Origin of the sequence: Pantoea sp. RSPAM1 (genome assembly GCF_038816185.1) — a bacterium.
Lineage (GTDB): Bacteria > Pseudomonadota > Gammaproteobacteria > Enterobacterales > Enterobacteriaceae > Pantoea > Pantoea ananatis.
Genome location: NZ_CP046137.1, coordinates 1,586,114 through 1,598,758, shown reverse-complemented (window position 1 = coordinate 1,598,758; position 12,645 = coordinate 1,586,114). Strand labels below are relative to the sequence as shown.

Below are 12,645 nucleotides of genomic sequence, written 5' to 3'. Positions count from 1 at the left end.
GCACTATTTTGCCTCCTGCTGGATCGATTAATGATCGTTGAGACACTGGCCTCGTCAGATAAATCACCTAAAAAGTGGCTAAACGCCTGCTGGCTTGGCCTGGCGTCCTTCGTCCTGACGCTATTTTGCCTTGAGCTGATTGTGGTTAGCGGTAAAATTTCGCCGCTCTGGTTCTCGACGGCACTGATGACCATCGTGGTGTTTCGCAGCACGTCTCGCCAGCTCCCCCTGTTACTCACCGCCTGCCTTATCGGTACAGCACTGGCGAATGCATTCATTATCGGTCCCGCCCTCTCTAATTTAAAATTTGCCCTGCTTAATCTGCTGCAGGCCATGCTGGGCGGGCTATTATTGCGCGCGTTGCTTGACCGTGAGGCGCCGCTGGTTTCGCTCAATGACTGGATCCGCTTTGTTATCGCTACCGGCCTGATTTCGCCCCTGGTTGGCGGCGTACTCGCGCTGTGGATACTGCAGGTTGGAGAGCAGGCCTCATTTGCTTTCTTTTACACCTGGGTCATTTCGGAAATTATCGGCATGTTAGCGCTCGGGCCGGTTTTACTGTTGCTGACTTGGCCGCTGTCGCAGAATGACCTGAAACGCGCGTCTCTGGCGGAGACACTCATCACGCTGGCACTGACGCTCACCGCCAGCTACCTGTCGCTGCGGTTTTTACCCTGGCCTTTTACTTTTATTTTAGTGGTGCTGTTCTGGTGTGCAGTGCGGTTGCCGAAGGTGGAAGCCTTTGTGCTGTTTTTTGTTAACGCCAGCTTTATGGCATTGCTGCTGTCACTGGGCTGGATTAACGTCACGCCAACGGCCGCCATCACCTATGCAGTGATAAGCAGCTGGCTTCCGTTTTTAATGGTTTTGATTCCCTGTCATATCATGGCATTAGTGATGGATGTCTTTCGGCATGAGAAACGCTATATCAGCGAGAGCGAAACCCGTTTCCGTCATGCCATGGAGTATTCCGCGATTGGCATGGCGCTGGTCTCTGCTGAAGGCCGATGGCTTCAGGTGAATAAATCCCTGTGTGACACCTTAGGCTATCCCGAACACGAACTGACTCAACTGACCTTCCAGCAAATCACCCATCCGGATGATCTTTACGACGTCCAGGGCCGGCTGGAAAAGCTGCTGCAGGGCGAGATTGACGCTTACACGCTGGAAAAACGCTATTTCCGCAAAGACGGCGAAATCGTCTGGGTGCGGCTGACGGTTTCCCTGGTGCGCGATCAGGCGCAGCAACCGCTCTATTTCATTGCGCAAATTGTTGATATTTCTGAGCTCAAACAGAGTGAACAGGTGAATAAACGCCTGATGGAACGCATCACCCTTGCGAATGAGGCGGGCGGTATCGGCGTATGGGAATGGAACCTGACCAGCGGCGAAGTTCTGTGGGATAAACGCATGTATGCGCTGTTTGGCATGAAGCCCTATGAAGTGCCCAGCTTCGATCTGTGGGTCACGCTGGTTCATCCCGACGATCGCGAACGTTGTGTGCTCACCATTCAGGGTGCCATTGAGAAAAGCAGTTCCTTCCAGATGGAGTACCGGGTGGTACGGGAGGACGGGCAGCACTGGATCCGTTCTCAGGCAAACCGCCTGCTTAGCAAAGAAGGCCGTATCGAACGCATTTTGGGTGTCTCTCAGGACATCACCTCATTACGGAACCTGAATGAGGCGCTGTTCCAGGAAAAAGAGCGCATGATGATCACGCTCGACTCGATCGGAGAGGCCGTTATCAGTACCGATCAGGACATGTGCGTGACCTTTATGAACCCGGTCGCGGAAAAAATGACAGGCTGGTCACAAGAGGCGGCGGCGGGCAAACCGGTAAACGAACTGCTGCATATCACGCACGGTCGTCATGGCCCTGAGGTCGATAATCTGCTGCTGTGCCATGTGCCGTCTGAAAAAACCGCGCCCTACCTCTCTGAGGAGTGGGTGCTGCACACGCCAAATGGCGAGCATATTGATATTCATTACAGTCTAACGCCGCTGAAATCTGAGTCAGGTACCGAGCGTGGTGCGGTGATGGTGATTCAGGACGTCAGTGAGTCACGTAAAGTGATGAAGCGTCTGAGCTACAGCGCACTGCACGATACGCTGACCCGGTTACCTAATCGTGCCAGCTTTGAACTGCAGCTTAAGCGGCTACTGTCCGACGCCGTCGAGCATCAGAATCAGCACGTTCTGGTCTTTATCGACCTGGATAAATTTAAGGCGGTGAACGACAGCGCTGGCCACGCAGCCGGGGACGCCCTGTTGAGCGAACTGTCGGATTTAATGCGCCATCGCCTGCGCGGGAGCGATTTCCTGGCCCGCCTGGGCGGGGATGAATTTGCCGTGTTGATGCCCGAATGTTCGTTGGATCAGGCTCGGGACGTGGTGCAGGACATCGTTCGCGCGGTCGGTGACTACTGTTTTGAATGGTTGGGGCGCGCCTATCAGGTCGGTGCCAGCGCAGGTATCACCCAAATCACCGCACAAAACTGTCAGAGTAGCGATGTGCTGTCTCAGGCAGATATTGCCTGTTACAACGCCAAGCGTAGTGGTCGGGGTCGGTCTAAGGTGTATGAGCAGCATGCGCTGGCGCTCATGGGAAGCCATCACTCCGTGGATCTCGCGACGCTGGATGCCTTACAAGTGGACTTGCAGGTATGGGCCGTTGCGCCGCCTGGCAAGCCGCATTCCGCCAGCGTCTGGCTGGTTGAGGTTCAGCTATTTTCGCCAGAAGGGTTGCTCATTGATGAGCATCTGCTACGTAATAACATGACTGACGATATGCTGAAACGCCGACTTGAAGACAATATTGTTAACGCCTTCTTCCGCCAGCAGATTGCAACGATGAGCCAAAAAGGCATCGCACTGATTTTGCCTCTCGATGTGAACGCACTGTTCGATCCGGCTTTCGTTGACAATCTCTGCCTGCGCTTTGCCGAATCCGGTCTTGCCCGCAGCCATAGCGGGATTGCGCTTAACGCCTCCAGCGTGCTTTCCAGCGGCGATGGCCTGATCGCTGCATTGATAAAACTGCGCCAGGCGGGCTGCCGCATCGTGTTGCAGCATTTCGGCCGCAATCTGGATGCCTTTAACCAGCTGACCGGTAAAGTGGTGGACTGCCTGATCCTGGCCCCGGAACTGGTGGCTAACCTGCACAACAATTTGATGGATGAGATGCTGATCTCCATTATTCAGAGCCAGACCAGCCAGCGTAATATCACCCTGCTTGCCGGCCCGGTGTCCGTTCCCGCGGTGCTCACCACGCTGACCAGCCTTGACGTGGACGGCGTTTGGGGCAGTGCCGTTGCGGAGCGCCAGCCAATGAGCAGGCTTGCCGAAGCCCCCCTTTTCACTATTCGCTAATTCTGCCGCTCACCGCTTGCCACGACCGATCAGCTGCGCTAAAGTCGCCCCCTTTTTTCCGGCCTGGGGGCGAAAAATGTTCATTGGATTTGATTACGGTACGGCTAACTGCTCAATTGCAGTCAGTGAAAAAGGCGCGCCACGTTTGTTAACGCTGGAGAATGGTCAACGCCTGCTGCCGTCCATGATTTGCTCCCCAACGCGTGAAGCGGTGTCGGAATGGCTTCACCGCCATCATCAGGTTGCCACACCGGAACAGGAAAGCACCGCGCTGCTGCAGCGGGCGCTGCGCTACAACCGTGAAGAAGATATTGATGTCTTACCTGACAGCGTGCAGTTCGGCCTGACCGCACTTCAGCATTACATGGTCGATCCAGAAGATGTCTGGTTTGTTAAATCCCCTAAATCCTTTCTGGGCGCAACCGGCCTGAAACCGCAGCAGATTGCCTTTTTTGAGGATCTGGTGTGCGCCATGATGCTGCACATTCGCCAGCAGGGCGAAGCACAGACCCAGCAGCCTATTGAGCAGGCGGTGATCGGCCGTCCGGTCAACTTTCAGGGATTAGGCAGCGAAGACGCGAATCAACAGGCACAGGGCATTCTGCTTCGTGCGGCCAAACGCGCCGGCTTTCGGGATGTTGAATTTCAGTTCGAGCCGGTCGCGGCGGGCCTGGACTTTGAAGCGACACTGGAAAAAGAAACCCGCGTACTGGTTGTCGATATTGGCGGGGGCACCACCGACTGCTCAATGCTGCTGATGGGCCCGCAATGGCGCAACCTGTCAGACCGGCGTGAAAGCCTGCTGGGTCACAGCGGCTGCCGCGTAGGCGGTAACGATTTAGATATTATGCTGGCGTTTAAAGCCCTGATGCCCCTGCTCGGCGCGGGCGGTAACACCCAAAAAGGCACCGCCCTGCCTGCCCTGCCCTGGTGGAATGCAGTGGCGGTGAACGACGTGCCGGCACAAAGCGATTTCTACAGCGCCGCCTGCGGCAAGCTGCTGCGTGATTTAGTGCGCGATGCAGAAAATCCTGCCGCCGTGGCGCACCTGCTTAAAGTCTGGCAACAGAAGCTGAGTTATCGCCTGGTCCGTACGGCGGAAGAGAGCAAGATCGCGCTGTCTGAGCGCCCTGCGTTTGCGGCGTCACTGGATTTTATTCGCGCCGGCTTACAGGCCGAGATCAGCGTAGCGACCCTGCAGGAGGCGATAGGCCAGCCGCTGGAGAAGATTCTGGAGCAGGTTCATCTGGCGCTGGCGACCAGCCATATCAAACCCGAGGTGATTTATCTCACCGGCGGCAGTGCCCGTTCACCACTTTTGCGCGCGGCACTCCAGCAGGCCCTGCCAGACACACCGATAGCGGGAGGCGACGACTTTGCCTCAGTGACCGCCGGCCTGGCACGCTGGGCAGAGGTTATGTTTGCCTGACCTACCGGCACAGGCGGAACCGTCCTGTGCCAGCCATGCCTTTTGCCCGCCGCCCGGCGGGCAACTGCCGGCGGATGCCCTCGCGCATCTCTAGCGCCTGGCGAACGGCGAACATTGCCTCTCTGGCTTTTACCCGTGTTGCCATTAATCAAATTTCAACGTGTTATTTCCTGACAACAGCGGCTCATCACCCGTTATTCTGTGGCAAACTTTATGAAACGCGTTCTGGTGACGGGCGGCAATTAAACGGCCACGTCTGTTCAGAAAAAGAACATCATTACGCTGTGCTGACAGATATCCTTAATTCCTTCAAATTTTTTTCGGCAGGGACGACTACAATTCGTGGTTTGCAGACTACCGTTTAAGCCTGCGCCCCGGAAAGACATGGCTGGAGAGCAACAACAACAATGAACAACCGATACCCTGGTATGAAAAAAGGTCTGATTGTGCTGGTGGTCATTGCCGTAGCCGCAGGCGGCTATTACTGGTGGAAACATCCGGCACAGCCCAGCAGCGACGGTGACCTGTCTGGTCAGTCAACACATGGCAAAAGAGGCAATGGCGCGCACAAACCGCTGGCTCCCGTTCAGGCGGCCAGCGCGGTGACAGAAAGTGTGCCGCAATACCTTAACGGGTTAGGCACCGTGACGGCCGCCAATACCGTGACGGTCCGCAGCAGGGTTGATGGAAACCTGATGTCTATCCACTTCACGGAAGGTCAGCAGGTCAAAGCCGGCGATCTGTTAGCCGAGATAGACCCCCGTCCTTATCAGGTTGCACTTATGCAGGCGCAGGGCCAGCTGGCACGCGATCAGGCAACCCTGGCTAACGCACGCCGCGATTTAGCCCGTTATCAAAAACTGGCGAAAACCTCGCTGGTGTCTCAGCAGGATCTGGACACGCAGAACGCCCTGGTCAGTGAAACCCTGGGCACCATTAAAGCCGACGAAGGCAGTGTTGCCAGCGCCCAACTGAATCTGACTTACAGCCGCATCACCTCGCCGATTGATGGACGTGTAGGCCTGAAGCAGGTTGATATTGGCAACTACATTACCAGCGGCGATACCAATGGCTTAGTGGTGATTACGCAAACGCATCCGGTGGACGTGGTGTTCAGCGTCGCAGAGAATAATATTAGTCAGATCATGCAGGCGCAGAAAAGTGGTGAACCCTTGCTGGTAGAAGCCTGGGATCGCAGCAATCAACATTTAATCACCCGCGGTAAGCTGCTCAGTCTGGATAACCAGATCGACGCCACGACCGGTACCATCAAAATCAAAGCGCGCTTTGATAATCAGGATGACCTGCTCTTCCCGAACCAGTTCGTCAACGCCCGGTTGAAGGTGAATACCTTGCAGGATGCCGTGGTTATTCCTGCCGCCGCGCTGCAAATGGGCAATGAAGGCCACTTTGTCTGGGTGATCAACAATGAAGACAAGGTCAGTAAGAAAAGCGTAACCGCCGGTCTGCAGGACAGCCAAAAAGTGGTGATCAGCGCCGGACTCAACGCAGGCGACCGCGTCGTTACCGACGGGCTGGACCGCCTGACGGAAGGGGCAAAAGTCGAAGTGGTTGCCGCGCAGAGTCGCGCCACAAAAGAGACCCGTGCCAGCTTGCCGTCAAAAGGGGAATCTGAGTAATGCAGGTTATGCCTCCTGACCACAGCGGAGGGCCGTCACGCCAGTTTATCCTGCGTCCGGTCGCAACGACCTTACTGATGATCGCCATTCTTCTGGCTGGAATTTTGGGTTACCGCTTTTTGCCGGTCTCCGCCCTGCCGGAAGTGGACTATCCCACTATTCAGGTCGTTACTCTCTATCCCGGAGCCAGCCCGGATGTGGTGACCTCTTCGATTACCGCGCCCCTTGAACGTCAGTTCGGCCAGATGTCCGGACTCAAGCAGATGGCATCACAAAGTTCTGGCGGCGCCTCCATCGTTACTCTGCAGTTTCAGCTGACCCTGCCGCTCGACGTGGCAGAGCAGGAAGTGCAGGCGGCGATCAACTCCGCCAGCAACCTGCTGCCCAACGATCTGCCTAACCCACCGGTTTACAGCAAAGTGAACCCGGCCGATCCGCCGATCATGACCCTGGCCGTCACCACCACCAGCATGCCGTTAACCCAGGTGCAGGATATGGTGGAAACGCGCGTGGCGCAGAAAATATCCCAGGTCACGGGCGTGGGTCTGGTCACGCTGACGGGCGGTCAACGTCCCGCCGTGCGTGTAAAAATGAACACCCAGGCGCTGGCCGCTATGGGGCTGACCAGCGAAGCGGTACGCACGGCCATCACGAATGCTAACGTTAACTCCGCGAAAGGCAGCCTGGATGGCCCTACCCGCTCGGTGACCCTTTCCGCCAATGATCAGATGAAATCCGTGGAGGATTATCGCCAGCTGATCGTCAGTTATAAAAATGGCGCTCCGGTGCGGCTGGCCGACGTGGCGACCATCGATCAGGGCGCAGAAAACAGTTGGCTGGGGGCCTGGTCTAATCGTGAACCGGCTATCGTGCTGAATGTGCAGCGCCAACCCGGCGCCAACATTATTGCCACGGCCGATAACATTCGTGCCATGCTGCCGTCGCTGATTGCCAGCCTGCCTAAGTCCGTTGACGTAAAGCTGGTGACAGACCGCACCACCAATATTCGCGCGTCGGTCACTGACACACAGCATGAACTGATGCTGGCGATGGGACTGGTGGTGATGATTATCTACCTGTTTCTTCGCAACGTCCCTGCAACCATTATTCCGGCCGTGGCGGTGCCGCTGTCGCTTGTCGGCACCTTCGCTGCGATGTACTTCCTGGGGTTTTCGATCAACAACCTGACGCTGATGGCGCTCACCATTGCCACAGGCTTTGTGGTGGATGATGCCATCGTCGTGATCGAGAACATTTCACGCTATATCGAGAAAGGCGAAAAACCCATGACCGCCGCCCTGAAGGGCGCCGGCGAAATCGGCTTTACCATTATCTCGCTGACCTTTTCACTGATTGCGGTATTGATCCCGTTACTGTTTATGGGCGATGTGATTGGTCGTCTGTTCCGGGAATTTGCAGTTACGCTGGCGGTGGCGATTCTGATTTCGGCCGTGGTGTCGCTCACCCTGACGCCAATGATGTGTGCACGCATGCTCAGCGCCGAATCACTGCGCAGGCAGAACCGCTTTTCCCGCGCCAGCGAAGCGATGTTTGATCGTATCATCGCGGTTTATGGCCGGGGGCTGAGCCGGGTGCTCAATCACCCCTGGCTGACGCTGTCCGTGGCGCTGGGAACCCTGCTGCTTACCGTGCTGTTATGGATCGCCATTCCCAAAGGATTTTTCCCGCAGCAGGATAACGGCATCATTCAGGGCACCCTGCAGGCCCCGCAGTCGGTGTCCTATGCCAGTATGGCGGAACGCACCCGCGACGTCGCCTCGGTGATCATGAAAGATCCGGCGGTGCAAAGTCTCACCTCGTTTGTAGGCGTAGACGGCACCAATCCATCCCTGAACAGTGCCCGGTTGCAAATAAACCTAAAACCGCTGGATGCGCGCAGCGAACGTATTCCTGAGATTCAGCAACGCCTGCAACAGCAAGTCAACAAGATCCCCGGCGTCACGTTATGGCTGCAGGCGGTTCAGGATTTGACAATTGATACCCAGGCCAGCCGGACACCCTATCAGTTCACGCTGCAGTCCGGGTCGCTGGACTCACTCAGCACCTGGGTGCCCGCGCTGGTAAGTGCCTTGCAGAAACTGCCCGCGCTGCGTGATGTCAGCAGCGACTGGCAGGATCAGGGACTGGAAGCCTATATCAAGGTCGATCGCGACAGCGCCAGCCGGTTGGGCATCAGCATGGCAGATGTGGACAATGCGCTCTACGACGCCTTTGGTCAGCGGCTGATCTCCACCATTTACACCCAGGCAAATCAGTACCGCGTGGTGCTGGAACAGGACAACAGCGCTGTCCAGGGCCTGCAAAGTCTGGATGGCATTCGCCTGACCAGTACCGATGGCGGCAGCGTTCCCCTTAATGCTATCGCCAGTATTGAGCAACGCCATGCGCCCTTAACGATCAACCACCTGAGCCAGTTTCCGTCTGCCACTTTCTCGTTTGATGTAGCAAAAGGCTACTCTCTGGAAGACGCAACAAAAGCCATCATCCAGGCAGAGGAACAGCTTGGCATGCCGTCAGAGGTCATGACCCAGTTCCAGGGCAGCACGCTGGCCTTTGAGGCCGCACTGACCAGCACGGTGTGGCTGATTGTGGCGGCGGTCGTGGCGATGTACATCGTCCTGGGCGTCCTGTATGAGAGTTTTATCCATCCCATTACCATTCTTTCAACGCTACCTACTGCGGGCGTAGGTGCGCTGCTGGCCCTGATGATAAGCGGTAACGAGCTGGATATTGTGGCGATCATCGGCATCATTTTGCTGATTGGTATTGTGAAAAAGAACGCCATCATGATGATTGACTTCGCCCTTGCCGCCGAGCGGGAACAGGGCATGAAGCCCTATGACGCCATTTACCAGGCCTGTTTGCTGCGCTTCCGCCCCATTCTGATGACCACCCTGGCGGCGCTGCTGGGGGCGTTACCGCTGATGCTCAGCACCGGCGTTGGCGCAGAATTACGGCAACCACTGGGGATTGCCATGGTCGGCGGCCTGATACTGAGCCAGGTTCTGACCCTGTTCACCACACCGGTGATTTATCTGCTGTTTGACCGTCTGGCGCACAATCTACGTCGCCGCATCGGTCACACGGAGGAACCGTCGTGAAGTTCTTTGCACTGTTCATCCATCGGCCAGTAGCCACCACGCTGCTGACGCTGGCGATTGCGCTGGCCGGGATACTGGGTTTCCGCCTGCTGCCGGTCGCGCCGCTGCCGCAGGTGGATTTTCCGGTCATAATGGTGTCGGCTTCTCTGCCCGGAGCCTCGCCGGAAACCATGGCCTCCTCGGTTGCCACGCCGCTGGAGCGCTCGCTGGGCCGCATCGCGGGCGTGAGTGAGATGACCTCCACCAGCTCTCTGGGATCGACCCGCATCATTATGGTTTTCGATTTTGATCGTGACATCAACGGCGCGGCGCGGGATGTGCAGGCGGCGATCAATGCTGCGCAGAGTCTGCTTCCCACGGGAATGCCTTCGCGCCCAACCTACCGTAAGGCTAACCCGTCTGATGCACCTATTATGATCATGACGCTGACCTCAGACCTGTACAGCCCGGCTCAGCTTTACGATTACGCGTCCACACAGCTGGCGCAGAAGCTGTCACAGATTAACGGTGTGGGCGACGTGACCGTGGGCGGCAGCTCTTTGCCCGCGGTGCGCGTGGCGTTGAATCCGCAGGCGCTTTTTAACCAGGGCGTTTCGCTGGATGCAGTACGGCAGACGATTGCCAACGCCAACCAGCGCCGCCCTCAGGGCGCGGTGGAAGACGGCCAGCAGCGCTGGCAGCTGCGCACCAACGATGCGCTACAAACTGCCAGTGAATATCAGCCGCTGGTGGTGCACTATAACAACGGCGCGGCGGTGCGCCTGTCGGATGTTGCCACGGTGCAGGATTCTGTCCAGGACGTGCGCAACGCCGGGATGTCGCGCGGTAAACCGGCCGTGTTACTGGTGATACGAAAAACCGCCGATGCGAACGTGATTGAAACGGTGGATCGCATTCGTGCCGAACTGCCCGAACTGCACGAGATCATTCCGGCTGCCATCAACCTTGAAGTGGCTCAGGACCGCTCCCCTACCATCCGTGCCTCTCTTGAGGAAGTGGAGCAGTCGCTGATGATTGCCGTTGCCCTGGTCATTCTGGTGGTGTTCGTGTTTTTACGCTCCGGCCGCGCCACGCTGATCCCCGCCGTTGCCGTGCCGGTATCCCTGATCGGCACCTTCGCCGCAATGTATTTGTGCGGCTTTAGCCTGAATAACCTGTCGCTGATGGCCCTGACGATCGCCACGGGTTTTGTGGTGGATGATGCGATTGTGGTGCTGGAAAACATCGCCCGCCATGTGGAAGCCGGGATGAAACCGATGGCGGCCGCACTAAAAGGGGTACGTGAAGTCGGCTTTACCGTGCTCTCGATGAGCCTCTCCTTAATCGCGGTCTTCCTGCCGCTGCTCATGACGGGCGGATTGATTGGTCGCTTTTTTGCCGAATTCTCAATCACCCTGTCGGTCGCCATTCTGATTTCCCTGTTTGTCTCGGTCACGCTCACGCCAATGATGTGTGCTTATCTCCTCAAACCCCATGCGCCGCGCAGTCAACCGCAGCGACGGGGCGTTGGACGGTTGCTGCTGGCGGTTCAGCGCGGTTATGCCCGCTCGCTGACCGTTGTGCTCAATCATGCCCGCTGGGTGCTGCTCCTGCTGCTGGGCACCGTGGCTCTGACGGTCTGGCTGTTTATCAGTATTCCCAAAACCTTCCTGCCCGAGCAGGACACCGGCCGCCTGTCTGGCTTTATTTCGGCCGACCAAAGTATTTCGTTCCAGGCGATGCGCGGCAAGCTGGAAGATTTCATGAAAATTGTTGGCGCCGATCCGGACGTTTCCAGCGTGGTGGGCTTTACCGGCGGCATGCGCACCAACATGGGATTGATGTTTATTTCTCTGAAACCCCTGTCTGAACGGCAAGACACGGCGCAGGCGGTGATTGCCCGCCTGCGTGCCAAACTGGCAAACGAACCCGGTGCTAATCTGTATCTTAATGCGGTGCAGGATATCCGGGTGGGCGGTCGCGAAGCCAATGCCAGCTATCAGTACTCGCTGCTGTCAGACGACCTTGCTGCGCTGCGCACCTGGGAACCTAAAATCCGTCAGGCCTTCACTGCCCTGCCGGAACTGGCTGACGTCAACTCCGACCAACAGGATAAGGGCAGTGAAATGGCCCTGACCTATGACCGCGCCAGCATGGCCCGGCTGGGGATCAACGTTTCAGAAGCCAACGCCTTGTTAAATGATGCCTTTGGGCAGCGGCAGATTTCCACTATTTATCAGCCGCTGAACCAGTACAAGGTTGTCATGGAAGTGGATCCCCGTTACACCCAGGACATTAGCGCCCTGAATCAGATGTTTGTGATCAACAGCGAGGGCAAACCGATTCCGCTCGCCTGGTTCGCCAAATGGCAACCGGCTAACGCACCGTTGTCGGTCAACCACCAGGGGCTGTCTGCCGCATCAACCATTTCCTTTAACCTGCCAGAAGGCGTGTCGCTGTCGCAGGCGTCGGAGGCCATTGAGCGCACTATGACCGCGCTGGGCGTCCCCTCCAGCGTGCGTGGCAGCTTCGCCGGTACCGCGCAGGCTTTCCAGCAGTCACAGAGCAGCCAGCTATGGCTGATGCTGGCCGCCATTGCGGCGGTCTACATTGTGCTGGGCATTCTTTATGAAAGCTATGTGCACCCGTTAACCATTCTTTCCACGCTGCCCTCGGCAGGCGTCGGTGCGCTGCTGGCGCTGGCGCTGTTTGATACGCCGTTCAGCCTGATTGCCCTGATCGGTATTCTGTTGTTAATCGGGATCGTGAAAAAGAACGCCATCATGATGGTGGACTTTGCTCTTGAGGCAGAGCGCAACGGTAACCTGAGTCCGCGCGATGCCATTTTTCAGGCCTGCCTGCTGCGTTTCCGCCCTATTTTAATGACCACCCTGGCAGCGTTGTTTGGCGCACTCCCGTTGGTGCTGACCAGCGGAGATGGCGCGGAACTGCGCCAGCCGTTAGGCATTACCATCGCGGGTGGCCTGATCATGAGTCAGTTGCTCACCCTGTATACCACGCCGGTGGTGTACTTAATGATGGATAAACTGCGCCGTAAAAAGCGCACCCAGACGATCAATGCCACTCAGCATTAAGGGGTTACTAT

Annotated in this window: 6 protein-coding genes; all 6 read left to right on the top strand. The window is 57.1% G+C overall.

Going from position 1 to position 12,645, the window contains the following annotated elements:
• The first annotated feature begins 30 nt into the window (after nucleotides 1–30).
• The 6 genes from GKC68_RS08010 to mdtC all read left to right on the top strand — a co-directional run bounded on the left by GKC68_RS08010 (nucleotide 31) and on the right by mdtC (nucleotide 12,634).
• Nucleotides 31–3,369 carry a diguanylate cyclase gene (locus GKC68_RS08010; RefSeq protein ID WP_064365917.1) on the top strand — a complete coding sequence of 1,113 codons (3,339 nt, stop codon included), beginning with the start codon at nucleotides 31–33 and terminating at the stop codon, nucleotides 3,367–3,369.
• A gap of 76 nt (nucleotides 3,370–3,445) precedes the next feature.
• Entirely contained in the window at nucleotides 3,446–4,798 is a 1,353-nt protein-coding gene (yegD, locus tag GKC68_RS08005; RefSeq protein ID WP_028724886.1) for a molecular chaperone, read from the top strand.
• A 35-nt stretch (nucleotides 4,799–4,833) separates the two neighbouring features.
• The gene (locus tag GKC68_RS08000; protein WP_047714103.1) at nucleotides 4,834–5,163 is read left to right on the top strand and encodes a hypothetical protein; all 330 of its coding nucleotides are present in this window, start codon (nucleotides 4,834–4,836) and stop codon (nucleotides 5,161–5,163) included.
• 42 nt (nucleotides 5,164–5,205) lie between these two features.
• A complete protein-coding gene (locus GKC68_RS07995; protein WP_028724888.1) occupies nucleotides 5,206–6,438 on the top strand; it encodes an MdtA/MuxA family multidrug efflux RND transporter periplasmic adaptor subunit in 1,233 nt (410 codons plus the stop codon).
• Complete coding sequence (locus GKC68_RS07990) at nucleotides 6,438–9,560, top strand: MdtB/MuxB family multidrug efflux RND transporter permease subunit (RefSeq protein WP_047714104.1); 3,123 nt, start codon at nucleotides 6,438–6,440, stop codon at nucleotides 9,558–9,560. The genes GKC68_RS07995 and GKC68_RS07990 overlap by 1 nt, the downstream gene beginning before the upstream one ends.
• Nucleotides 9,557–12,634, top strand: coding sequence for a multidrug efflux RND transporter permease subunit MdtC (mdtC, locus tag GKC68_RS07985; protein ID WP_028724890.1), 3,078 nt, complete (start codon nucleotides 9,557–9,559; stop codon nucleotides 12,632–12,634). The genes GKC68_RS07990 and mdtC overlap by 4 nt, the downstream gene beginning before the upstream one ends.
• The last annotated feature ends 11 nt before the right edge of the window (nucleotides 12,635–12,645 follow it).